This is a genomic window from Thalassobaculum sp. (genome assembly GCF_965223715.1).
Classification (GTDB): Bacteria; Pseudomonadota; Alphaproteobacteria; order Thalassobaculales; family Thalassobaculaceae; genus Thalassobaculum.
Genome location: NZ_OZ245012.1, coordinates 561,959 through 585,866, shown reverse-complemented (window position 1 = coordinate 585,866; position 23,908 = coordinate 561,959). Strand labels below are relative to the sequence as shown.

Here is a 23,908-nt window from a genome sequence, read left to right as displayed (position 1 = left end):
ATCGGATTTCTCAATCGAACTGGGAAGAAAATATGATTTGAAGGATCAGGTTTAAAGGCCACTTCGTCAGCAGCCCGGCATGGTGCGGGGAGGCGGGACGACGATGTACGCGGATCTGGCTGTCTTCAGCGATACCGACACGGTGACGGAGACCGTTGCCGCCATTCGCCTGCTCTGCCTGCCGCGCGGGCGGGTACGCATCTTCGTTCCCGAAGGCTCCCGCGACATCGACCGGGAGCGCTTTCTGCTGGCGGAGTCCGCGGGCAACGGCGTCCATGTCAGCCTCGCCTCTCTCGATCCGGCCACGGTGGGATACCAGGCGGCGACGCGGATCGCGCCGAGCTGCCAGGCGATCTCGGTGATCCGGCCGGACGGCGCGCCCCTCGGTCTCGGCGTGCTGGAGCGCACCCTGCTGAAGTGCAGTCCCGTTCCCGTCTGGTTCTGGAACAGCCGGTCGACCGCGGAGCTCGGCATCGTCGTGGCCGGCGACCCCGACCCGCAGGATGCGCGTCGCGACGGACTGAACCAGGACGCGGTCGACCTGGCCGCGGATCTTGCGCTGCGCGCGCGCGGCACGGTCGTGATCGCCAACGGCTGGCAGCTCGACGGCGAGCACGACCTGCGCTTCAGCCCATTTCTGCGTGTGACCGAACAGGAGGTCGAGACGTTGCGTGAGGACATTCAGACCGCGCGGGCCCGGTGGATTGGAGATCTCGCGGCGCGATGCCGGGCGCGTGGCGTCGCCGTCCAGACCGAGCTGCGGGAGGGACCGGCCGACCGTGTGATCCCCGTCCTCCTGGCGGAGAGCAAGGCCTCGGTCCTGGTGGTGGGCACGATGAAGCGCCGCGGCTTCGCTGCTCTGGTCCGGCCGAACACGGGTGTGCGCCTGGCCTCGGGATTCTCCGGCACCATCGCCGTCGTGCCGCCGAGGGACTCGGCCATTGAAACGGGCGGCGGCCGGCTCAGCCGGATCGCCGCCGGGGTGGCGTTCGCATGAGACCGGTCGGCACAAACCCTTCTTCGCCGATCGATCCATGGGTCCTGGCCAGCATCGGCCTCGCCTTGGCCGGCTTCGGGACGGCGTTGAGCTGGATCCCGGCCGTGGTCGCGGGCGACTTCCCGACATTCGCCTGGTCCTGGGTCGCGGGACTCGGCATCGAACTCGCGTTCCGGATCGACGGGCTCAGCCTGCTGTTCTTCCTGCTGATCACCGGCATCGGCGTGCCCGTGCTGGGCTACGCCGCCGCCTACGCCTCGTATCCCGGCAAGCGGCGACGGCTCTGCCTGCTCCTGTTCGCCTTCCTGGTGGCGATGCTGGGCCTGGTGGCGGCCGACGACCTGATCACCCTCTTCGTGTTCTGGGAGGCGACAACCGTCATCAGCTACCTGCTGATCGGCTTCGACCACGAGAAGGCCTCGGCCCGCCGCTCCGCCCTTCAAGGCCTGTTGGTCACCGGCGCAGGCGGCCTCGCCCTGCTTGCCGGTCTCGTCCTGCTGGGCACCCAGGCAGGGACGTTCCGGCTGTCGGAACTGCCGGCCGCGCTGGCGGGCACGGAGCTGTCGGATCTCACCCTCAGCCTCGTGCTGGTCCTGCTCGGCTGTTTCACCAAGTCGGCCCAGGTTCCGTTTCACTTCTGGCTGCCCAACGCGATGGCGGCGCCGACGCCGGTCAGTGCCTACCTGCACTCCGCGACCATGGTGAAGGCGGGCATCTATCTGATGGCCCGCGTTCATCCGATCTATTCCGACCACGAGTTGTGGTTCCCGGTCCTGACCGCGATCGGAGCGGCCACCGCTCTCTGGGCGTCGGTCCAGGCGCTGCGCCAGACCGACCTCAAGCTGATGCTCGCGCATACGACGGTCATGGCGCTCGGCACCCTGACCATGTTCCTCGGCGCCAGCTCCCCGGTTGCCGTGGCCGCCGCCGCGACCTTCATCGTGGTCCATGCGCTCTACAAGTCGACGCTCTTCCTGGTCGTCGGCGTCATCGACCGGCAGACCGGGACCCGCGACCGCCGGCTCCTGTCCGGCCTGTGGGTGGCCCTGCCGGTGACCGCGATCGCCGCCTTCGCCGGCGCGTTCTCGATGGCAGGCTTTCCGCCGTTCCTCGGCTTCATCGGCAAGGAGCTGAAATACGAAGGCGCCCTGGCCATCGCCGAAGAGCCGGGGCTCGTGGTGGCCGCGGCGGTCGCCGCTAACGCCATGATGGTCGCCGTCGCGATGGCGGTGTCGGTTCGGGCCTTCCTGGGCAGACTGTCGGACACGCAGGGCGGCACCAAGCCGCCCCGGCTGATGGTCGCGGTTCCCCTCCTGCTGGGTCTGTGCGGGCTGGTGTTCGGCCTGGCCCCCACGCTGATCGGCCAGACGGTCGTGCAGCCGGCGGCCAGCGCAGTGCTCGGCGCGCCGGCGGAGATCAAGCTGGCGCTCTGGCACGGGATCAACCTGCCGCTGCTCCTCAGCGTCCTCACCGTGGCCCTGGGCGTGGCGATCTATCTCCTGCTCGATCGGATCACGCTGGTGCTCGATCGGATCGGAGCCCGCGTCCCGATCACCGGCGACCGGATCTACGAGGCGGTGCTGACGGCAACGATGTCGGGCGCCGGCCGTCTGACGGCGGCGGTTCAGGGGGGACGGCTGCCGGTCTATGTCGGCCTGTCCTTCGCCGTGGTGGGCCTGGCCCTCGTCGCCGGCGCCCTGGCCGACGATGCGACGGCCTGGTCGGCGATCCGCCTGGAGGCGCTGGAGCCGTGGGAAGTCGCCAGCCTCGCCCTCCTGGTGGTGGGGGCAGCGCTGGCGATCGCCGGTCGCCGGCGGCTGACCGCGCTGTGCGGCTTGGCGGCGGTGGGCGTCGGGACGACGCTCGTGTTCCTCATGCACGGCGCCGTCGACGTCGCCGTGACCCAGTTCATGGTAGAGGCCCTGATCGTCGTCTTCGTGGCCGCGGTCATCCCCAAGATCCCCCCGTTCGAGAGCGTGAAGCGGTCGGTTCCCCAGCGCTGGATCCGCGGGATCCTGGCGGCGTTCGTCGGGATCGGCGCGACGCTGGTGCTGCTGCGCCTGGGATCGCCGGTGGATCGGACGATCACCGATTTCTATGAGCAGGCCTCGGTCCCGGAGGCGTTCGGCCGCAACGTCGTCAACGTGATCCTAGTGGATTTCCGGGCACTCGACACGCTCGGCGAGGTCGCCGTCGTCGTCATCGCCGCCTTTGGGGCCTTCGCGCTGCTGCGCGGGCGCCGCACCTCACGGAGCCCGCAATGAGCACGCTGATCCTGCGCACCGCGACCCGCATGCTGACGGCGCTGCTCCTGCTGGTGTCTGTCTACCTGCTGTGGCGCGGCCATAACGAGCCGGGCGGCGGCTTCGTCGGCGGGCTCACCGCCGCCGCCGCGTTCATCCTGGTGGCGATCTCCGACGGCTGGCGCGCCGCCCGCCGGTCCCTGGGGGTCGACCCGCGGCTGATCGCATTGGCCGGGCTCGGTCTTGCCGCCGGTGCCGGGCTGATTGCCGGGCTGCATGGATTGCCGTTCCTGACCGGCCTCTGGTGGAAGCAGGCGGGCCTGCCGCTCGGCACACCACTGCTGTTCGACATCGGCGTGTATCTGGCGGTGATGGGCAGCGTGCTCACCGTCGCGTTTGCGATCGAGCGGGAGGTCTAGAGCGTTGGAACCCTATCTCGCCGTGGCGATCGGCCTGCTGGTCGCCGCCGCCGTCTACCTGATGACCGACCGTCACATGGTCCGCATGCTGTTCGGTGTGGCACTGCTGGGCACGGCGGTGAACCTTGTCGTGTTCGTCTCGGGAGACGTGCTGCGGGGCCTTCCGCCGCTCATCTCCCAGGGTGCTGTCGCCCCGGACGGACAGGTCGCCAATGCGCTGCCCCAGGCCCTGGTGCTGACGGCCATCGTCATCGGCTTCGGCCTCTTCTCCTTCGCCCTGGCTCTGGTGTTCAAGACGGCGCAGCGTTTCGGCACCGCCGATATCGACCAGCTCGGAGCCGCCGAACCGCGCAACGCCGGCCGCAAGGCCGAGGCCGTTGACGCCACCATCGACGGGGACGGGGGCGTCGGTGCGGCCCGGGAGCGCGCGGCATGAGCTGGCTCCTGGTCGCTCCCATCCTGCTGCCGCTGCTCGGCGCGATCGTCGCCGCTCTGTTCGGGCGCCGCCGGGCACTGGCGCGCGGAACAGTGGTGGCCGTCTGCGCTCTGATGACGGCCAGCGCGGTCGCCCTGATGGTCGAGGTCTGGCGGGCGGGCATGCTCTCCATGGCCGTCGGCAGCTGGGTGGCGCCATTCGGTATCGTTCTGGCGGCGGATCACCTGTCCGCGATCCTCACCGTCATCACCGGGATCACCGGCCTCGCCGTGTCGATCTATGCCATCGCCGATATCGACCGTGCCCGCGAGGCGCGCGGCTATCACGCACTGTTCCTGGTGCTGCTCGCCGGGGTGAACGGCGCGTTCCTGACCGGCGACCTGTTCAATCTCTACGTCTGGTTCGAGGTGATGCTGATCGCGTCCTTCGGCATGATCGCCCTGGGGCGGACCCGCGAGGAACTCGACGGGGCGGTGCGCTACCTGGCGCTGAACATGGTCGCCACGCTGATGTTCCTGATGGCGATCGCCCTTCTGTTCGGATCGACCGGCACGCTCAACCTCGCCCATCTGTACATCGTCGTGTCCTCCGGCCAGGCCGAGGGCGCGGTACTGGCGGCGGGCCTCCTGCTGGCGATGGCCTTCGGAATGAAGGCCGCCGTCTTCCCCGTCTTCTTCTGGCTGCCGGCCTCCTACCACACGCCGGCCTTCGCCGTGTCGGCGATCTTCGCCGGCCTGCTCACCAAGGTCGGCGTCTACGCCCTGATCCGGGTCTTCACCCTGGTGTTCGCGGGGCAGGAGGCCCTGGTCCAGGCGGTGTTCTGGCCGGTCGCGGCGGCGACCATGGTGGTCGGCGTCCTCGGCGCGGCGAGCCAGAGCGAGATCCGGCGGATCCTGTCGTTCCATATCGTCAGCCAGATCGGCTACATGCTGGTCGGCCTCGCCCTGCTGACGCCGATCGCCCTGACCGCCGCGGTGTTCTATCTGATCCACCACATCGTGGTGAAAGCGAACCTGTTCCTGGTGGCCGGCGTGATCCACCGCTACTGCCGCACCAACGACCTGGCGCGCACCGGTGGGCTGGTCGGGCGCGCACCCTGGCTCGCGGTCCTGTTCCTCGTCCCGGCGCTCTCGCTGGCCGGGATCCCGCCCCTCTCCGGCTTCTGGGCCAAGCTGCTGGTCGTCCAGGCCAGCATCGACGCCGCCGACCTCGCCATGGCCGCCATCGCCTTGGTCGTCGGCCTGTTCACGGTGTACTCGATGATCAAGATCTGGAACGAGGCATTCTGGAAGGCGCCGCCGGAGGCAGCCGTCGCGGCCACCGCCTCGGGATCGCAGATCCGCATCCTCTGCGCGCCGGTCGCGATGCTGGCCATCCTGACCATCTGCGTCGGGCTGGGTGCCGGGCCTGCCCTCGAGCTGGCGGAGCGCGCCTCCGCCGAGCTCCTGGATCCGGTGGGCTACGCCCGGGCGGTCCTCGGCGACCCGCAGGCTCTGGCCGATGCCACCGCACATGGAGGCTGGCGATGAGGATCGTGTTCCTCGCACTCGTCCTGGCCTTCGCCTGGGCCGCCCTGATGGGGCAGGTCGACCTTGCCACCCTGGCGCTCGGTTTCGGCCTCGGCCTGCTGAGCCTGTGGATCGTGGCGCCGCTGTTCGGCCCGGCCGGGCGGCGGGACTTGCGCCGCCTGCCGGCCGCCGTCCGGCTGGTCGTGCTGTTCCTCTATGAACTCGTGGTCTCCGGCTTCCGGGTGGCCTGGGACGTGGTGACGCCCGGCACCAAGGCCACGCCCGGAATCGTGGAGGTGCCGCTGGATGTCAGGAGCGGTCACGAGATCACGTTGCTGGCCAACCTGATCTCCCTGACCCCCGGCACCCTGAGCCTGGATGTCAGCGAGGACCGCAGCATTCTCTACGTCCACTCGATGTACACGGACGATCCGGAGGCGCTGGTCGCCGATATCAAATCCAGTTTCGAGAGCCTGATCATCGAGGTGTGCGGATGATCCCGGAGAATTTCGACCCGATCCAAACCGGCATCGTGCTGTCCGGCGGGATCCTGGCGCTGGCCGCCGTGATCGCGCTCTATCGCGTGGTCTTCGGCCCGACCCCGGCCGACCGGGTGATCGCGGTCGATCTGCTGACCATGCTTCTGGTCGGACTGGTCGTCGTCGTGGCCGTCACCCACGGAGTTTTCGCCATTCTCGACGTGGCCCTGGCGGTGGCGATCCTGGCCTTCCTGGCGACGATCGGCTTCGCGCGGTATCTCCTGCGCTCGCACCTGACCGATCCGGGCGCCGCACGGAGGACGGGATGACCGACGCGCTCGCTCACACCGGCGACTGGGCCGTCGCATTCCTGCTCGTTCTGGGCGCGCTGTTTTTCCTGGTGGCCGCCGTCGGCGTGGTCCGCCTGCCCGACGCCCTCACCCGCATGCACGCGGCGACGAAGGCAGGCACTCTCGGCGCCGGACTGATGCTGCTGGCGGCCAGCCTGGCGGCCGGCGATCTCGGCGTGTCCGTTCGGGCCGGCGCGATCTTCCTGTTCCTGCTGGTGACGGCACCGATCGGCGCCCACGTCATCGGCCGCACGGTCTGGGGACGCCAGCAGGCGCGCCGGCTCATGACCCGGGAGACGCCTGAATGAGCCCGTGCCGGCAACTCCCGGAAACGCTTTCTTGAAATCTGCAGGGGACGTCCGTCGCGGCCCGCATCGCATGGGGGCCGCGCATTTCGAAAGGATGGTCGAGTGATGAGCAATCCAACCCTAAAGCCGGGAGACGTTCAGACGATCACCCACCGGCGACCGCGGGATCTGAGCGATCGGGTCGCCCTGGGAACGGTCAAGGTCCTGCGCTTCGTGGCCGACCGGTTCTTCGCCGGCCGGTACGGGCATCGGGCCGTCGTGCTCGAAACGGTTGCCGCGGTGCCGGGCATGGTCGGTGGCCTGCTCCAGCACCTGAAGGCCCTGCGTCACATCCGCGACGACCAGGGATGGATCCGCGAGCTGCTGGACGAGGCCGACAACGAGCGGATGCACCTGATGACCTTCGTCCAGGTGGCCCAGCCGACGATCCTCGAGCGTGGCATCATCATGCTGACGCAGGCGGTGTTTTATAACTTCTACTTCTTCCTCTACCTGTTCGCCCCGAAGACGGCACATCGGATGGTCGCCTATTTCGAGGAGGAAGCGGTCAACAGCTACACCAACTACCTGGCCGATATCGACGCCGGACGGCATCCCAATCCGCCGGCACCGGAGATCGCGATCCGGTACTGGGATCTCGCGCCAGATGCGACGCTGCGGGATGTGGTGCTCGCAGTGCGCGCCGACGAGGCGGGCCACCGGGACCGCAACCACGACTTCGCCGATCAGCTCGTCGGCACGTCGGAGCCGGCCGGCGCTCCTGCGGCGACCCCAGAGTCCGCTGCCGAACCCCAGAGCGAGACCGGCTCCCGTCGCGACGCGGCGTAACCTCACCGCCCGGTCCAAAAAATGGCCCGCTCTGCGAGGAGCGGGCCAAGGTTTCGCGGGTCGGGAGGAACCGCGCTATAGGCTTGCCGGCCGGTCAGCCGACGATCAGCACGCTCATGCCATTGTCGCGGATCAGCTTCTTCGTGGTGGCGGTCAGGCGCTTGTCGGCGAAGAGGCGACGGCGGTCAGAGCCCAGCACCGCTGCGGTGGCGCCCGTCTCGCGGATGATGCGGTTCATCGCGTCCAGGGTGGACCCGGCCATGACATGGGCGACCGCCCGTCTTCCGAACCGGTGGGCATAGGCGAGGGCATCGTCCATCGTGCTGGAAATGGCGGCCTCGCTGTCCGGCCAGCCGTCCTCGACGGCATGGACGAAATGCAGGCGGGCCCGTGACCAGAGCCCCATCCTCACATAGCTCTTGAACGCGTTCGACGCCGCCAGCGACCCGTCGAGACCGATCACGACCTCTTCGGATCGCCGGTAGTTCTCGCCGATCGCCAGGATCGGGCCGGCACCGCGCAGCAGCACCTCGCTCAGCCGGGTCTCGGCCTGGGAGATCAGCCCGTAGGCGAACCAGCCGTCGACCGGCAGCACGATGAGATCGGCGAAATGCGCCCGGTCGGCGATCACGTCGACCGGTTCGTCCTCGACCAGCCGGATATCGACGGGGACGTCGGCGGCCCGGCATCCGTCGGCGAAGGCCTCCAAGGCGGCGACGGCGCGCATCTTGGAGACGCGGAAGCGGCGCTCCCGCATCTGTTTGGCATAGGAGATCGCGCCGATGGGCACGGCACTCGCCGGATCGAGCCGCGCCATGTCGATGATCGACAGGCCCGTGATCGCGGCGCCATGGCGCCGGTGGAGATCGACCGCAAGCTCGATCTTGGCGGGCAGCGCCGGCGTGCCGGTGATGCCGACCAGCACATTGGCGATCGTGGACCGGTTCTGAACCGGCAGGAAGGTTGCGTCCGGTTCGCGCCTGACATACCCGATTTCAGTAACCTGTTGCGAGGTCTGCATCCCTGGAACTCCTGTGTCGGGAGGGGCTACGGCTAGCAGGTGGGTTTTCCACAGGGGTTCCGGAAATCGGAAACGGTGATAGGGCTGATCTCGATCACCGATCAGCCCACGGCCTGATGCCCGAAAACCGCCTTACATCGAGAGGACCGGCCCGAAACAGACCCGATTTCGGTACGAAGCTGATCAGGTAGATTTATCAATGAGACGTTTTTAAATCTGAAATCTAATCAAAACGATGCAAGCCAAGGCGGTTGGCCGGAGCCGATCTCGGTGCATAGAGCATATGGCGGCGGGACGTTTTGTGACCGCCGCTTCAGGACCTAGCGCATCCGGTCGACAACAGACGCGATCTTAGCCGGATGGTCCCCGCGTTCCGGAGCCGCTGGAACATAAGCCACCTTCAGCCTGTTCATGGAAGAGATCGCCGGTCCCGCGGATCGCGCAGGGGGGCCGGCACGTCTCCTGGACAAGATGGAGGTCCATCATGGCGGACACCACGGTGAAAAAGGTTCAGTCCTCCCACTCTCCCAAGGGCGATATGGGCCAGACGTATCTGGCGTCGGGCACACGTGTCGCGATGCGCATGTGGGAAATGCCGACCGGCGAGGGCAAAGGGGCGTCCAAGCGCACTTACGAGACCATCGGCTATGTGATCGACGGCCGAGCCGAACTGCGCAGCGAAGGCCAGACCATTCTGCTCGAGCCGGGTGATTCCTGGCTGGTTCCGGCCGACGCAGAGCACAGCTACCGCATTCTGGAACCTTTCACGGCCATCGAGGCCACGGCACCGCCGGCCCGAATGCAGTCAGGCGAGTGAGGCCGTCCGGTTCGCGCGGCCCAGGGGCGCGTGCTCTTGCCGAACGGCCCCCCATCCCGGTGCCAGCGGTACATTGCCGGGTGGCAGATGGTCGGCCGGGGGTTGCAACAGCACCGGATGATGCGTCAGCCTCGGCGATGCAGGATCGAGCCCGGAACATCTCAGCCGTCCTGGCGTTTACGCGTCTGTAGAGACGGCGAACCCGGGGTGCCCCGGCCGATCCGCCGAGGCAGGTTCCACGACCGTCCATGCCTCCGGCTCTTGGGATCTGCCCGACCACCGACCTATGGGCGATGGGGTGCAACGAGAGGAGATGAACGACAGGGAGCTGGCTGAGAGCATCATCGACGCGGTCCGGGAGCCCCTGGTCGTTCTCGATGGCGACCTGACGATCCGACGGGCCAACGACTCGTTCTACCGGACCTTCAAGGTGGAGAGCCAGGAGACCGTGGGGCGCCGGATCTACGATCTCGGCAACGGGCAATGGGATATCCCGTCGCTGCGGCAACTCCTGGACGACGTGCTCAGCACCAGCCGGACGTTCGACGACTATTTGGTCGAACATGATTTCCCAGAGTTGGGGCCGCGGACCATGCTGCTGAACGCCCGGCGCATCGAGCGGATGGAGTGGATCCTGTTGGCAATCGAGGACGTCACCGAGAGTCGCCACGCACTCTCCGCACTGCAGGAGCGCGAGGACAGGCTGCGGCTGGCGCTGGAGGCCGGCCGCATGGGGGCCTGGGAATGGGACCTGCGCACGGACCGAAGCATCTGGGACGCCCGACAGTACGAGATCTACGGCCTTGAACCGGACGACGATCGGGTCCTGCGGCCCACCGCAGCCCTGGAGTTCGTTCACCCGAACGATCGAGCAAGGACGCGCGAGAAAATCGATGAAGTCTTCAAGACCGACCGGGACTACCAGCACGAGTTCCGGATCGTGCGCCCCGACGGCGCGGTCCGGTGGCTGGTCGGGCACGGCATGATCATCCGCGATCCGAGCGGGCGTGCGACCCGGATGGTCGGCATCAACTACGACATTACGGAACAGAAGGAGACGGCGCGACGCCAGAAGCTGCTGACGGACGAGTTGAACCACCGCGTCAAGAACATGCTGACGACGATGCAGTCGATCGCCGCGCAGACCGTTCGACGGGCGGCCTCCCTGGAGGACTTCCAGAACAGCTTTTCCGACCGGCTCCATGCACTGGCGCGCGGTCACGACATCCTCGTGCGGAGCAACTGGCAGCCGACCGAGCTGTCCGAGCTGCTGCATTTCGCGCTGGAGCCCTTCGGAGAGACGGCACGGATCCGGGTCGATTGCGACGACATCTTGCTGCGACCGGAGGCAGCACTCGCCTTCTGCCTGATCACCCACGAACTGGCCATCAATGCGACCAAATACGGCGCCCTGTCGTCCGCCGATGGGGTGCTCGACATCGAGTGCCGGACGGTGCCGGAGCAGCCCGACGCGATCACGTTCACCTGGCGCGAGCGCGGCGGCCCGCCGGTCAGCGCGCCCAGCGGCAAGGGATTCGGCTCCAAGCTGATCGAGCGCAGCGCCCGGCACGACCTGAACGGCAATGCCGAAATCGACTTCCGACCCGAGGGCGTCGTCTGCATCATCCGGTTCGCGCCCGACGACCTGGCCGCGATTGACCATGAAGGCCACCGACATGACTGACGCCACGCCACTGACGGGGCTGCGGGTCCTGGTTGCCGAGGACGAGGCCCTCATCGCCATGCTGCTGGAGGACATGCTGGAGGAGCTGGGGGCGGACGTGCTCGGCCCGGTCAATTCCTCCTCCGAAGCCCTCAGGCTGATCGATGCCGGTTCTCCCGATGCCGCCACGCTGGACGTCAATCTGCGGGGCGGCACCGTGTACGGGCCTGCGCTGGAACTGCACCGCCGCGGCGTCCCGTTCGTCTTCGTGTCCGGATATGGCGACCTGCCGGACTGCCCGGAGGAACTGGCAGGCGCGGTGCGGCTGAAGAAGCCGTTTCGCCTGGACGAGTTGGCCGCCGCCCTTGCACAGGCAATCCGGCAGTCGACAGGCTGACAACGTTTGCCGGGTACAGGTGCTGCCTGAATATCGCGTTTCGGTTGGAACGATAACGGCCGGCGGGCGTTTCTTCCTCACGATGTCCAGTTTCGCCGACCTGGATGGCGCCAACGGGCCGGCGGCCGAAGACAACCGCTCAGCAGATTGCGTCCCACCAGACCCTGAATGCGGAAATTCGCCATCACCGCCTTCGTCCTTCTTGTGACCGCCGCCCTGGCCGGCGGGGCGTTGCAGGTCGCGGGCATCGTGGACCTGACCGGCATCCTGTCAGGCAGCGACGACGGGCAGGATGCCAAGGGCGCGGCCGAATCCGGCGCCCGCCCTGTCCCGGTGGAGATCGGCCGGGCGGAGAGCCTGACCGCCGAGGAGGTGTTCCGAACCGCCGCCGAGGTGGTCGCCGAGGATCGTGTGGTTCTGACCGCCGAAGTGGCCGAGAACATCGCCGAGATTCTGGTCGATGACGGTGCCCGGGTCGAGGCCGGCCAGCCGATCGTCCGGTTCGACGCGGCCGAGGAACAGGCGACCCTGATGGCCGCCCGATCCCGGCTGGCCGAGACCGAGGCGGACCTGAAGCGGGCCCGTGAACTCAAACGCAACGAGTTCTCGCCGGAGGCGCGGGTGGAATCCGCCTTCGCCGCCACCGAGTCCGCGGCGGCGGAGGTAGCCCGAGCCGAGCGGGCCGTCGAGGATCAGACGATCTCGGCCCCCTTCACAGGACGGGTCGGCTTCCTCCAGGTCAGCCCCGGCGCCTATACCGAACCCGGCACCGCCATCGCCTCCATCGTGACGGACCGGTCGCGGGTGCGGATGAGCCTGCCGCAGCGCATCGCCGAGCGGGTCGGCGACGGCACGCCGGTCAGGCTGTATCCGCCGGGCCGGGAGGAGCCGCTGCGGACCGAACTCGTCATTCTTTCGCCCATCGCCGATACCGCCACCCGAAGCGTGCCGGCCGAAGCGTTGGTACCCGTCGGCGCAAACAACCCCCTTCCCGGAACCTTCATCACTGCCGAAATCGTCACGGCGTCTCGCGCGGATGCGGTCTTCGTGCCTGAGGTTGCCGTGGTCCGTGAGGGCGACAAGGCGTTCGTCTACCGGCTCGACGAATCCGACACGGCGCACCGGGTGGAGGTGGTCACGCGCACCAGGCGCGACGGCCTCATCGAGGTCGAGGGACGCATCGGCGCCGGCGACCAGGTGGTGACCCAAGGGCTACAGAAGATTCAGGACGGCGCTCGGATCGCGCCGCGCCGGGACGGGACCGGGGCGCGATGATCCTGCCCACGGTCTCGGTCCGCAAACCCGTGGTCGCGGCCGTCGCCGCCCTGCTCCTGGTCGTGCTCGGCGTGGGTGCCGCCCTGCGCATGCCGGTGCGCGAATATCCCGATGTCGACCCGCCGATCGTCTCGGTCTCCGTGGTGTTTCCGGGTGCGGCGGCCGAGGTGGTGGAGCGCGACGTCACGCAGATCGTCGAAGACAATCTGAGCGGGATCGACGGCATCAAGAAGATCGACTCCACCTCCCGGGCAGGCTTCTCCCAGACCGATATCCAGTTCGTTCTGTCCCGCGACCTCGACGCCGCCGCGGCCGATGTGCGCGACAAGGTGTCGGCCATTGTCGGCGAGTTGCCGGAGGAGATCGACGAGCCGATCATCTCCAAGGCGCGCGCCGATGCCGATGCGATGATGTGGGTCACGCTGACCAGCGACCAGCGCGACCGGCGCGCGCTGACCGATTACGCCATCCGGAACCTCGCCGATCCGCTGTCCATTCTGCCCGGCGTGGCCCAGGTCGTGATCGGCGGAGAGCGGCGCTACGCCATGCGGGTGTGGCTGGATGCCCAGCGGATGGCGGCACGCGGGGTGACCATCAATGACGTCGCCGCGGCCCTGCGCCGCGAGAACCTGGAACTGCCCGGCGGCCGTATCGAGACCGGACCGCGCGAACTGACGCTCCGCACCGACACCAAGGTCGAGGAAACCCAGGGGTTTCGAGAACTCGTGATCCGCGACGATCAGGGCTATCAGGTCACCCTGGGCGATGTGGCCGAGGTCACCCGCGGCACGGAGAGCTATCGCAGTGCCGTCTACAGGGGCGGCGAGCCGGCCATTGGGCTCGGCATCATCCGGCAGTCGGGTTCCAACACGCTGTCGGTGGCCAACGGCGTGCGCGCGGAGCTCGACCGGCTGAGCACCACGATTCCCGACGACATCGAACTGGCGATCTCCTACGACAAGTCGATCTTCATCGAGGGCTCGATCCGCCAGGTGGTGTTCACCCTTCTGATCACCACGGGACTGGTCGTCGCGGTGATCACGCTGTTCCTCGGCTCGTTCAAAGCGACCCTGGTTCCGGTGGCCACCATTCCGACCTCGATCATCGCCAGCTTCGCGGTCCTCTATCTCCTCGGATTCACCATCAACACCCTGACCCTCCTGGCCGCAGTCCTGGCCATCGGCCTTGTGGTGGACGACGCGATCGTGGTGCTGGAGAACACCGTCAGGCGCCTTGAGACGGGCGAGCAGAAACTGGTGGCCGCGATGCGCGGGGCCGGAGAGGTGGCGCTGGCGGTGATCGCCACGACGGCGGTGCTCGTCGCCGTCCTGCTGCCGATCTCCGCCATCACCGGCATGGTCGGCCGCCTGTTCACGGAATTCGCGATCGCCCTCGCCGCTGCGGCGGTGTTCTCGTCCTTTCTGGCTCTGACGCTCGGCGCGGCCCTGGCGTCCAAGGTGGCCGAACCGGCGTCGGGTTCAGAAGGCAAGATCGCTCCAATGCGCTGGTTCTCCCGGTTGGTCGACCGGGCCGACCGGTCCTACGGCCGCGCCGCCAAGACGATCGCGGGCAGTGGTTGGATCGCGGGCGTGGCGGCGATTGCGATCGGGGCGTCATCCGTCCTCATGTTGCAATGGCTGCCGGGCGAGCTGGCGCCGACCGAGGACCGGGCGGTCTTCATCGTTCCGCTATCCGCACCGGAAGGCGCCAGCCTGTCGCAGACCGCCGCGGCGGTGCGCGAGGTGGAGGCGATCCTCGAGCCCCATGGCGGCGCCGACGGCCCGATCGAGGACACGATCTCCATCGTCGGCACCGGCCGCAGCGGGCCGCCGGACGTCACGAGCGCGCTGGTGATCGTCAAGCTGCGCCCCTGGGGCGAGCGCGACATCTCCCAACAGGATCTGGTCGAGAAGATCACCCCTAAGGTCCTGGCGATCCCGGGCGCGCAGGCGGTTCCCCTCAACCCGCCCAGCCTGGTCTCGGAGAGTTTCGGCAAGCCGATCCAGTTCGTGATCTCCGGCCCCGACTACCAGACCGCCCAGCGATGGGCCGAGACCGTCCTGGAGAGGGCGCGGGATCTCGGGACCATGAACAACCTCGAGTTGGCGTACAATGAGCGCAGCCCCCAGGTTCGGCTAACGATCGACCGCCGGCTGGCCGCCGATCTCGGTCTTTCCGTCGAGCAGGTCGGCAATGCCCTGCGGATCTTCTTCGGAGGTGACGATGTCACCGAATACTTCGAGCGGGGCGAGACCTATCAGGTGATGGTGCGCGGGAAGGCGGGCGACCGCGACGAGCCCGCCGATGTCGGGATGCTGAACGTCCGCTCGGCGACCTCGAACCTGGTGCCGCTGGCGAGCGTGACGACGCCACAGGAACTCGGCACCGCGGCGAGCTATCGCCGGGTCGACCGCCAGCCGTCGATGGTGATCTCGGCGGTCCCGAGCGCGGGTGCGGATATGGGCTCGATCCTGGCGAGCCTCGAGCGGATCGTCGAGGAAGAGCTGCCCGACGAGGCGCGGGTCAACTATCTCGGTCTGTCGGCGGATCTGCAGGAATCCTCGGCCAGTATCTATGCGGTATTCGCCCTGGCGCTGATCGTCGTGTACCTGACGCTGGCGGCCCTGTTCGAGAGCTTCGTCTATCCGATCGCCATCCTGCTCGCGGTGCCCCTGGCGGTGAGCGGCGGCTTGGCCGCCCTGCTCCTGGCCGGCATGAGCTTCAACACCTTCAGCCAGATCGGCCTGATGCTGGCGGTCGGCCTGCTGGCGAAGAACGCCATTCTGGTGGTGGATTTCGCCAACCAGCGCCGCCGCGAGGGCCAGGCGCTCGAGCCGGCGATCGTCGAGGCCGCCCGAACCCGGTTCCGTCCGGTGGTGATGACCTCGATCGCCACCCTGTTCGGCGCCGTGCCGCTGGCCTTGGCAACCGGACCGGGAGCGGAGGCGCGCACGGTGATCGGCGTATCGGTGATCGCAGGCGTGCTGGGCGCGACCTTCATCACGCTGCTGATCGTGCCGGGGCTGTATCGGATCCTGGCGCGCTTCGGCGGGGTGCCGGGCAGCACCGACCGGAAGATCGAAGAGGAGCTTGAAGAGCACCGCACCGACACGGCGGATGCTCCTCAAGCCAGACAGGATGGACATGCCGGTTGAAGGTCACCGGCGAAACCCGGGTGGCCGGTAGAGTCGGCCGCCCGAGAGTGGTTTATTCTAACTCAGCCCGGCTGTGAGGGCCGGTTCGGGTAGACGAACACGTCGAGATCTTCGACCTCGTTCATGGTGTGAGGGATCTCGTAATACTCGTTGCCCGGATCGAAACCCTGCTCCCGGTCGTAGAACGGCCAGGCATGCGGGCCCGACCCGCCATAGGTCACGTCGGGATAGACGATGACGGACGCGATCTCGCCCTGCTTGGAGACGATGACGTCGTCGACACGGCCGTAGCGCACGCCGTCCTTGAGATAGGCCCAGTCGCCGATCAGCTCGCTCAGACGCCAGTTACGGCCGGTGGCCGGCTCGCTGTCGATATCGTCGAACAGGCTGTAGGACGACATGTCGGCGTCATCGAACGTCACCTGGACCCGGTCGTTGCCCTCGATGGTGGCTTTCGAGATCGGGTAGGCAAAGTGCGTATCGCCGATATCGAGAAAGCCGCCGGCCTCGATCACCAGCTTCTTCACGCTCCCGCCCTGTCCGGCGATGAGGTCTTCCACCTCGCCGATCAGGTCGCCGTTCTGGTTATAGACCTCGGCCGCGCCGATCATGGCATCCGCGCTGATCCGGTCCGCCAGATTGGTCGACGGCCATTGCTGCATGTCGGCCGGCGTCTCCGATTGGGCGAGCGCCCCGGTCGATACCGTACCGAGCAGCGCGCCTATGGCGGTCAGGGCGACAAAGCTGTGTTTGAGAACCATAAGTTCGTCCTCCGTTTTGGTTCAGGGGGACGCGCGTGGGCGCATCCCCTTACCCCAACCAACACTCGCCAGCGGCAATTGTTTCATCGCGGCGGTCGGTCGATCATCGGTCGGGCGAGATAGCCGGCGGTGTCCGGGTTTCGGGCGCCGTCCTCGCCTGATAGGGTCGGCGGCGATGCTGGCGCTTCGGGCCCATGTTCCCTTGATCTTCCTCAGTGTTGCCGCAGCCGGTGCGATCGTCGCCGCCGATCTGCTGCTTCGCGACGTCGCCGTGTCCGTCGCGTATGTCGTGATCGTCCTCGGGAGCCGGCGGGCGGCCTGGCCGGCGGCCGCCCTTCTCGCCGCCGGTCTGGCGACGATCCTGTCGGCTGCGGCCCACCTCATCGCGGCCGGGGATGCACCCCTCGACGGCGTGACGGAACGTCTGCTGATCGTCGGCGTGGTCTGGACGGTCGCTGTCGCTCTCACCCGTCAGACCGGGGCACCCGCAGGCCATAGGACAGCGGAGCGCAGTTCCGCCAACATGCCGGCCCCAAGCGACGCCGAGTCCGCCTCACAGGACCGCGACATGGCCGTTCTCGGCCGTCTCTCCCGCGGAATCATCCACGACCTCAACAACCTGCTGACCGTCATCGGCGGCAATGTCGAACTGGCCGAGCAACGCATCGCAGAGAACAGCACCGCAGCCGCCCGGCTGGCAAAGGCGCGGCACGCCGTCTTCGAGGGCCGAGAGCTGACGGACCAGGTGCTTGCGCTCGGCCGTCGGCGGCCGGCATCACCGCAACAGACCGACCCGGACCGGTTGATTCGGCAGACATGCGCGCTGTTTCAGCGCAGCTTCGAGTCACGCGCGCCCGTCGACATCCTTCTCGATCCCGGCCTTTGGTGCTGCTGGGTCGATCCGCCGGCATGCAGAATGATGTTGCTGGCTGTCCTCGCCCAGATGCGGGAGGGGATGCATGGCGACGACCCAATCCTGGTTCGGGCGAACAACCTGGCCGTGAGGCCGGGCGAACCGCCGCCTGTCCCCGATCTGGCCGCGGGAAATTATGTGGTTGTTTGGGTGTCTGGTGACGGCGGACGGCTGTCCGACATCACCCGGTTAGGCCCCCTCTGGAACGGACCCGACGGGGCCTTGGCCGTCGAGTCTGGCCCGGGTCTCGGCATCCGGGTGGGCTTGTACCTGCCAAGCGCCATCCCGGCCGCGCCCGAGACCCGGGGCTAGGCGTCCAGGTACTCGCGCATGGTGTCCCGGCCACGGGCGATCCGGGATTTGATGGTGCCTATCGGAACGTCAACGACGTCTGCCGCGTCCTCGTAGGAATATCCGTCCAGCACCACCAGCTCGATCGCCTGCTTCTGGCGCATCGGCAGGGTGTGCAGCGCCAGATCCAGCGCCTTGACGATCAGCCGACGTTCCTGGTTCGGGCGGGACGACAACGTCGCCTCGGCCTTCTCCGGATCGACCGGTGCGCCGACCCGCGTCTCGTGCCGTTTGCTCGAGATGAACTGGTTGTGGAGAATGGTGAAGAGCCAGGCGCGCAGGTTGCTGTCGGGCCTGAACTGGTAGGATTTCGCCAGGGCCCGGCTCAGGCTTTCCTGGACGAGATCGTCGGCCGCGACCGGATTGTGGGTCAGGGCCTGTGCGTAGCGGCGCAAGTCTCGAATGTGCTGCTCTACGTGCTGATAGACCTGATCCATGCTGTGCCTCCAACGGCTGTTGGGTACCCCCCAAGAGACGGCAAGACCCCACCGGAATGGAGGGGCCTCCCGTGTCTCGATGGGCCGACCCTAGGCCCGCGCTGCAACCTGGTGATGTCAGGGCGCGGGAAAAATGGTAACAAGTGCGACATTCATGACGTGGACCGTTACACGCATCACGGACAGGGAAACCGACGTGACCGTCCGGAGTTATCTCTCTATTCCGGATCGATAATGACGTCGGGAATTTGCACGCATGCCGGATACGACCACCGCGCATATTCTCATTGTCGATGACGAGGCCGAGATCCGGGACCTCGTCACCGAGTATCTGACGGACGAGGGCCTGCGCGTAAGTTCGGCCGCGGACAGCACCGGCATGCGGGAGGTTCTGGCCCGCGAGGCCGTAGACCTCGTCATTCTCGACATCAAGCTGCCGGGGGAGGATGGACTGACCCTGGCGGCCGAACTCCGCCAGCAGGAAAACATCGGCCTGGTCATGCTGAGCCAGAAGGACGACCTCGTCGACCGGGTGGCGGGCCTGGAGGTGGGCGCCGACGATTATGTGGCGAAGCCGTTCCATCTGCGCGAGCTGCTGGCACGCCTGCGCAGCGTTCTCCGCCGCCAGGGACCGCGGGTCGATCAAGACCGGATCACGGTCGATCCACCGGTCAATGGGGTGGCGCCGAAATTGCGCTTCGCCGGCTGGGAAATGGACCGGCGGACCCGCCAACTCCGCGCACCCGACGGCGATCCGGTCGAGCTCTCGACGGGGGAGTTCGACCTGCTGCTGGCCTTCCTGGAGAACCCCAAGCCTCCATTGTCCCGCGACACCCTCCTGGACCTCGTCCATGACCGGGAGGCCGCCCTGTTCGACCGGAGCATCGACGTCCAGATCGGCCGCCTGAGGCGCAAGATCGAGGCCAATCCGAAGCGTCCGGAGCTGATCAAGACCGTTCGCGGCGTGGGCTATGTCTTCAAGGAGGATGTCGAGAGCGATCCGCCGGCCGCCTGACCGGTCACGCGGCGCGAACAAGGGTGCTTCCTGGCGGTTTACGGGGTGTTTCCGCCGTCCCCGAAAGGTCGAACGATGGACACCGTGGTTGTCGCCCTGTGGCTCATATTCCTCGTTGCGGCGGTCTTCTATGTCCGCCGCGCCCGTCACCCGGACGCCCGCCCCCTCGCCGCCTACCTGATCTTCATCCTGGCGTTCACGGCGAGCGCCTTCGTGGCGTTCGTGACGGTGTCCATGATCCTGGTCGGCCTCGACCGGAGCGACGCGACGGCCCATCCCGTCGGTGCCGCCCTGTTCCTCGTCCTGGTGTTCGCCCCGGCCTTCGTCATCGGGCGCTGGCAGATCCGCAAGCCGCCCCGGCCGTCGCCGGAGCCCTGAGGCTAACGGCTACCAGCCACCATCGCGACACCCCGCAGCCCCGCGCTCACTCGGTGATGCCGTCGATATAGACCCAGCCCTCCCCCTCACGACGGAATCGGCTGGTTTCCGTCAGCCGGCCGGTGCGGGTTCCCGTGCGCCAGGTCGCGGAAAAGCGGACGCGCGCGGTATCGGGGCCGGTGACCTCGTGACGCTCGATGGTCAGCCCGGTCCACACCTGGCCGGGATCCAGGGTCAAGAGCAACGGCCGCGTCTCGGCCGCCCAGCTCTTCTGCAGGTAGGGCACGTTCCCCCGGCTGAAGGCGCAGTAGCGCGAGCGCATCAGCTCGTCCGCATCGCGCGCCGGCGCCCCCGAATGCAACCGGCCGCAGCATCCCGCATAGCTCTGCCCGCTCCCGCACTCACATCGTTCGAACAAGGATCGCTCCTGGGGGCTCGGGACATTGGCCGGCAGTGGCCTGCGCCACAACGTGTACCGGTCTTCGCGCCGCCAGGCCACAGCCGGCGGGGCGCGCCTAGCGGTCGAAATCCGGCGACACGGCGAAAGACATTTTAGCTCGAATCCCATGTTTCGGAAAACGTCGGAAATTCTTGGAAATCATCGTCCGCAATCACTCGGATTTCGACCCTCACCGCCTTCTGCTGAAATGCTCTAAGATTATGATTTTCCGGGGATAATTCTTCGAGAACCGCGAACAGCCCGAAGGATCATTTCGCGACGGTTTGAGATCACAGATTTTTCAAATGCCAGCCCGCAAAAGCTCGGGCAACATTTCTCTCGGTGGAGGAGTCCAATAAGCCGGCCGCGGTGTTCTGCGGCGGTCGGTGATCCTGTAGGGAACACACGATCATGGACACTCCAGCCGCTTGTTCCGGCCGACACACGGCCAAGGGCCTTCGCCCGAGTGGAGACAACCATTCCGCGCTGACCCAGTTGCGGTTGCGGGACGTGGCGGCGGAGACCACGGCCGGTGCGGTCGTCGTCATCGACGACCGGGTGCCGGAGGCCGAGGCGATCCTCGCGGCCCTGACGGTGCCGGCGCGCGTGGTGCGGGTTCCGGCCGAGGCCGACGGCCTGGACCTGATCCTGGCGGCGGCGCAGGACGCGCCGGGCCGGCGGCTCGTCGTGATCTGCCACGGCCGTCCGGGCGGACTGTTCCTGGGGAACCGCCCGCTGACCGCCCGCTCGCTCTCCGGGCGTTGGGACACGCTGGCGGCGATCGGGGCGGCGCTCTCCGGCGCGCCGATCGAGCTCTACGCCTGCTCGGTCGGCGCCGGTGCGCCCGGCCGGGCCTTCGTGGCGGCGCTGGAGGCGGCGACCGGATCCCCGGTGGCGGCGGCGCGCCGACCGGTCGGCGGCGCCGCCCTCGGCGGGTCCTGGACGCTCGATCGTGGCCGCCCGGCACCCAATCCCGCGCTCGACGCCGCCGCGCTGGCCGCCCTGCCGGTTCTGCTGATCGTATGGAACAACGCCGGCACAGGCGACTGGAACACCGGCGCCAACTGGGTCGGCGGCGTGGTGCCGTCCGGCATTCCCAATTCGGGGGAGATCAACAATGGCGGTACCGCGCAGGTCACCAGCGCCGCGCCGACCTTCAACGACATCACCGTGGGGAACATCAACGGCGGTTCGGGCACCGTGCAGATCTCCAGCGGCGGCAGCCTGACCACCAACAACGGCAACGCCACCTTCGGCGCCGCGTCCGGCTCCACGGGAACCCTATCGGTCGACGGCACCGGCACCTTCAGCAGCGGCCTCTCTCGAATCTTTGTCGGCGGCTCAGGGACGGGGACCCTCACGGTCTCAGCGGGCGGCACGGTCACCACGACCGCCAGCCAAGGCGTGATACTGGCCAGCAGTGCCGCGGGGAACGGCACGCTCAACATCGGCAGCGGCGGTGCCGCCGGCATAATCAACGCGCCGGTGATCAACGGGGGGTCCGGCACAGCCACCGTCAACTTCAACCACACCACCGCCGGCCACGTCCTCAGCAGCGACGGCACCGGCACCGGCACGGCGGTTGCCATCACCGGCACGGCGGCGGTGAACCAGACCGGCACCGGCACCACCATCCTGATCGCCACCAACACCTATACCGGCGGCACGACGCTCAGCGCCGGCACCCTGCAGGTCGGCAACGGCGGCACGGCGGGCTCGATCACCGGCAACGTCACCAACAACGCCACGCTGGCCTTCAACCGCTCCGACGCGGTGACCTTCTCGGGCGTGGTCTCCGGCACCGGCAACCTGACCAAGGCCGGAGCGGGCACGCTGACGCTGTCGGGCACCAACACCTACAACGGAACCACCACGGTCACCGGCGGCACCGTCTCGGTCGCCGGGGACGGCAATCTCGGCGCGGGGGCGGTCACCCTGAACGGCGGCGGCCTGGCGGTCACCGGCGCCACCACGATCGACAACGCCGTCGCCGTCGGCTCGGGCAACGGCAGCCTCGCCCTGTCGGCCGACGCCACCTTCTCCGGCGTGATCTCCGGCACCGGCGGGCTGACCAAGACCGGGACCGGCGTGCTGACCCTGTCGGGCACCAACACCCATACCGGCACCACCACGGTCAGCGCCGGAACCGTCCGGCTCGCCGGCGGCAACGCCATCGCCGACACCGCCACCGTCAACGTCGCCGCCGGCGCCACCCTCGACCTGAACGGCACCAGCGAGACCATCGGCACCCTGACCGGGTCGGGTACGGTGACCCTGGGGGCCGCGTCCCTCACCCTGACCAACGCGGCGGCCAGCAGCTTCACCGGCACCCTGACAGGGACCGGCACCTTCACCGTCGCCTCCGGCGTCACCCTGCGCGGCACCGGCACCTATTCCACCCCGGTCGAGGTGCAGAACGGCGCCACCATCGCCCCGGGCAACAGCCCCGGCACGATCGCCACCGGCAACCTGACCCTCGCCTCGGGCTCCACCGCCTCCATGGAGATCGACGGCACCACCGCCGGCACCCAGTACGATCAGATCAGCGTCACCGGGACGGTCACCATCAACGGCGCCACGCTCACCACCACCTTCGGCTACACCTCGTCCACCGGGCACAGCTACGTGCTGATCGCCAATGACGGGACCGATGCGGTCACCGGCACCTTCAGCGGCCTGGCCGAGGGGGCGAGCTTCACCAGCGGGTCGCGCCAGTACCGGATCAGCTATGCCGGGGGGAGCGACAACAACGACGTCGTGGTGACCGATATCGGTGCCGCGCCGTCCAGCGGTGGCGGGAGCGGCGGGAGCAGCAGCGGTGGCGGCGCCCAGGCCTCATCCGGCAACGACACGATCACCGGCACCGCGCTGTCGGAGACGCTCTCCGGCGGGGCCGGCGACGACGTGCTGCGCGGTGGGGCCGGGCTCGACATGCTCTACGGCAATACCGGCGCCGACACCCTGTGGGGCGAGGCGGACGACGACAGCCTGTACGGTGGTCAGGGGGCCGACCTGCTCTACGGCAACCAGGCCAATGACGTGCTGTGGGGCAATGCCGGTGCCGACATCCTGTTCGGCGGCCAGGGCAACGACGTGCTCTACGGCAATGCGGCCGAGGACCGGCTCATCGGCAATGTCGGCGCCGACACGCTCTATGGCGGCCAGGGAGCCGACACGCTTTCGGGCGGGGCCGGGGACGACTGGCTGGCGGGCGGGCTCGGCGCCGACCGGCTCTGCTTCGAGACGGCCGGCGGTGCGGACACGGTGAGCGGCTTCTCCCCGGGCGACGGCGACCTGATCCAGATCGCCGCCGGGATCAACGGCACCGGCATCGCCAGCGCCGCCGACCTGCTTGGCCGCCTGTCAGCCGACGCGTCGGGCAACACCCTGATCGACCTGGGTGCGGGCAACACCGTCACCCTGATCGGCGTCCCCCCCTCCTCCGCCACTACCGACTGGTTCCTCGTCGCCTGATCGCGGGAGCGGACCGATCGGCCGCTTTTCTCGCGCCTGCGGGTCGCGCCGGCCGCCAGCCGGCTCACCCTCGCCTGGCGCAGGACAGCGGAAACCCGTACCGAGCGAACGTTGTCCCCACCGCGGGTGGGCGACAAAGTCATCTTGTTCGTTCTGATAATCAGAACGTTTCCTTCCAAACATTGAATTTTTTCCATCTCGTGAACTCCGATAGAGACGGCGTCATTCGTTCCTCAGACGGAGT

The 23,908-nt window shown here is 67.9% G+C and carries 22 protein-coding genes; 18 read left to right on the top strand and 4 right to left on the bottom strand.

Annotation, left to right across the window (positions count from 1 at the left end):
• The first annotated feature begins 103 nt into the window (after positions 1-103).
• The 9 genes from ACOQOP_RS02740 (at position 104) to ACOQOP_RS02700 (ending at position 7,568) form a co-directional block, all read left to right on the top strand.
• Complete coding sequence (locus ACOQOP_RS02740; protein ID WP_420564782.1) at positions 104-997, top strand: universal stress protein; 894 nt, start codon at positions 104-106, stop codon at positions 995-997.
• The gene (gene mbhE / locus ACOQOP_RS02735) at positions 994-3,261 is read left to right on the top strand and encodes a hydrogen gas-evolving membrane-bound hydrogenase subunit E (RefSeq protein WP_420564781.1); all 2,268 of its coding nucleotides are present in this window, start codon (positions 994-996) and stop codon (positions 3,259-3,261) included. Before ACOQOP_RS02740 ends, mbhE begins: the two co-directional genes overlap by 4 nt.
• Positions 3,258-3,659 carry an MnhB domain-containing protein gene (locus tag ACOQOP_RS02730; protein ID WP_420564780.1) on the top strand — a complete coding sequence of 134 codons (402 nt, stop codon included), beginning with the start codon at positions 3,258-3,260 and terminating at the stop codon, positions 3,657-3,659. The genes mbhE and ACOQOP_RS02730 overlap by 4 nt, the downstream gene beginning before the upstream one ends.
• A 4-nt stretch (positions 3,660-3,663) precedes the next feature.
• Positions 3,664-4,095 (top strand): NADH-quinone oxidoreductase subunit K, encoded by a 432-nt coding sequence (locus ACOQOP_RS02725; RefSeq protein WP_420564779.1) that lies wholly within the window; start codon positions 3,664-3,666, stop codon positions 4,093-4,095.
• Positions 4,092-5,624 carry a proton-conducting transporter membrane subunit gene (locus tag ACOQOP_RS02720; RefSeq protein ID WP_420564778.1) on the top strand — a complete coding sequence of 511 codons (1,533 nt, stop codon included), beginning with the start codon at positions 4,092-4,094 and terminating at the stop codon, positions 5,622-5,624. Before ACOQOP_RS02725 ends, ACOQOP_RS02720 begins: the two co-directional genes overlap by 4 nt.
• Positions 5,621-6,100 (top strand): Na+/H+ antiporter subunit E, encoded by a 480-nt coding sequence (locus ACOQOP_RS02715; RefSeq protein ID WP_420564777.1) that lies wholly within the window; start codon positions 5,621-5,623, stop codon positions 6,098-6,100. The genes ACOQOP_RS02720 and ACOQOP_RS02715 overlap by 4 nt, the downstream gene beginning before the upstream one ends.
• Entirely contained in the window at positions 6,097-6,411 is a 315-nt protein-coding gene (locus ACOQOP_RS02710) for a monovalent cation/H+ antiporter complex subunit F (protein ID WP_420564776.1), read from the top strand. Before ACOQOP_RS02715 ends, ACOQOP_RS02710 begins: the two co-directional genes overlap by 4 nt.
• The gene (gene mnhG / locus ACOQOP_RS02705; protein ID WP_420564775.1) at positions 6,408-6,740 is read left to right on the top strand and encodes a monovalent cation/H(+) antiporter subunit G; all 333 of its coding nucleotides are present in this window, start codon (positions 6,408-6,410) and stop codon (positions 6,738-6,740) included. Before ACOQOP_RS02710 ends, mnhG begins: the two co-directional genes overlap by 4 nt.
• Positions 6,741-6,845: 105 nt before the next feature.
• The gene (locus ACOQOP_RS02700; RefSeq protein WP_420564774.1) at positions 6,846-7,568 is read left to right on the top strand and encodes an alternative oxidase; all 723 of its coding nucleotides are present in this window, start codon (positions 6,846-6,848) and stop codon (positions 7,566-7,568) included.
• A 94-nt stretch (positions 7,569-7,662) separates the two neighbouring features.
• On the opposite strand, the gene ACOQOP_RS02695 is transcribed toward ACOQOP_RS02700, so the two are convergent.
• A complete protein-coding gene (locus ACOQOP_RS02695) occupies positions 7,663-8,589 on the bottom strand; it encodes a universal stress protein (protein ID WP_420564773.1) in 927 nt (308 codons plus the stop codon).
• Positions 8,590-9,073: 484 nt separating this feature from the next.
• Here ACOQOP_RS02695 and ACOQOP_RS02690 point away from each other — a divergent pair, with 484 nt between their 5' ends.
• The 5 genes from ACOQOP_RS02690 (at position 9,074) to ACOQOP_RS02670 (ending at position 15,896) form a co-directional block, all read left to right on the top strand.
• A complete protein-coding gene (locus ACOQOP_RS02690; RefSeq protein ID WP_420564772.1) occupies positions 9,074-9,406 on the top strand; it encodes a cupin domain-containing protein in 333 nt (110 codons plus the stop codon).
• Positions 9,407-9,719: 313 nt separating this feature from the next.
• Positions 9,720-11,090, top strand: a complete 1,371-nt coding sequence (locus ACOQOP_RS02685) for a sensor histidine kinase (protein ID WP_420564771.1) — start codon at positions 9,720-9,722, stop codon at positions 11,088-11,090.
• Entirely contained in the window at positions 11,083-11,466 is a 384-nt protein-coding gene (locus ACOQOP_RS02680; RefSeq protein WP_420564770.1) for a response regulator, read from the top strand. The genes ACOQOP_RS02685 and ACOQOP_RS02680 overlap by 8 nt, the downstream gene beginning before the upstream one ends.
• A 168-nt stretch (positions 11,467-11,634) precedes the next feature.
• Entirely contained in the window at positions 11,635-12,741 is a 1,107-nt protein-coding gene (locus ACOQOP_RS02675; RefSeq protein ID WP_420564769.1) for an efflux RND transporter periplasmic adaptor subunit, read from the top strand.
• The gene (locus tag ACOQOP_RS02670) at positions 12,738-15,896 is read left to right on the top strand and encodes an efflux RND transporter permease subunit (protein WP_420564768.1); all 3,159 of its coding nucleotides are present in this window, start codon (positions 12,738-12,740) and stop codon (positions 15,894-15,896) included. Before ACOQOP_RS02675 ends, ACOQOP_RS02670 begins: the two co-directional genes overlap by 4 nt.
• A gap of 62 nt (positions 15,897-15,958) precedes the next feature.
• Here ACOQOP_RS02670 and ACOQOP_RS02665 read toward each other — a convergent pair whose 3' ends face one another.
• The gene (locus ACOQOP_RS02665) at positions 15,959-16,657 is read right to left on the bottom strand and encodes a PRC-barrel domain-containing protein (RefSeq protein WP_420564767.1); all 699 of its coding nucleotides are present in this window, start codon (positions 16,655-16,657) and stop codon (positions 15,959-15,961) included.
• A 175-nt stretch (positions 16,658-16,832) separates the two neighbouring features.
• On the opposite strand from ACOQOP_RS02665, the gene ACOQOP_RS02660 reads away from it, so the two are divergent.
• Positions 16,833-17,882 carry a hypothetical protein gene (locus tag ACOQOP_RS02660; RefSeq protein WP_420564766.1) on the top strand — a complete coding sequence of 350 codons (1,050 nt, stop codon included), beginning with the start codon at positions 16,833-16,835 and terminating at the stop codon, positions 17,880-17,882.
• Here ACOQOP_RS02660 and ACOQOP_RS02655 read toward each other — a convergent pair.
• Positions 17,879-18,358, bottom strand: a complete 480-nt coding sequence (locus ACOQOP_RS02655) for a sigma-70 family RNA polymerase sigma factor (RefSeq protein ID WP_420564765.1) — start codon at positions 18,356-18,358, stop codon at positions 17,879-17,881. The genes ACOQOP_RS02660 and ACOQOP_RS02655 overlap by 4 nt on opposite strands.
• 256 nt (positions 18,359-18,614) lie before the next feature.
• On the opposite strand from ACOQOP_RS02655, the gene ACOQOP_RS02650 reads away from it, so the two are divergent.
• Positions 18,615-19,373 carry a response regulator gene (locus ACOQOP_RS02650; protein WP_420564764.1) on the top strand — a complete coding sequence of 253 codons (759 nt, stop codon included), beginning with the start codon at positions 18,615-18,617 and terminating at the stop codon, positions 19,371-19,373.
• 75 nt (positions 19,374-19,448) lie between these two features.
• Entirely contained in the window at positions 19,449-19,751 is a 303-nt protein-coding gene (locus tag ACOQOP_RS02645) for a hypothetical protein (RefSeq protein ID WP_420564763.1), read from the top strand.
• 46 nt (positions 19,752-19,797) lie between these two features.
• On the opposite strand, the gene ACOQOP_RS02640 is transcribed toward ACOQOP_RS02645, so the two are convergent.
• The gene (locus ACOQOP_RS02640; protein WP_420564762.1) at positions 19,798-20,073 is read right to left on the bottom strand and encodes a YchJ family protein; all 276 of its coding nucleotides are present in this window, start codon (positions 20,071-20,073) and stop codon (positions 19,798-19,800) included.
• A 528-nt stretch (positions 20,074-20,601) separates the two neighbouring features.
• Between ACOQOP_RS02640 and ACOQOP_RS02635 the strand changes: the two genes are divergently transcribed.
• Positions 20,602-23,664 carry a DUF4347 domain-containing protein gene (locus ACOQOP_RS02635; protein WP_420564761.1) on the top strand — a complete coding sequence of 1,021 codons (3,063 nt, stop codon included), beginning with the start codon at positions 20,602-20,604 and terminating at the stop codon, positions 23,662-23,664.
• The last annotated feature ends 244 nt before the right edge of the window (positions 23,665-23,908 follow it).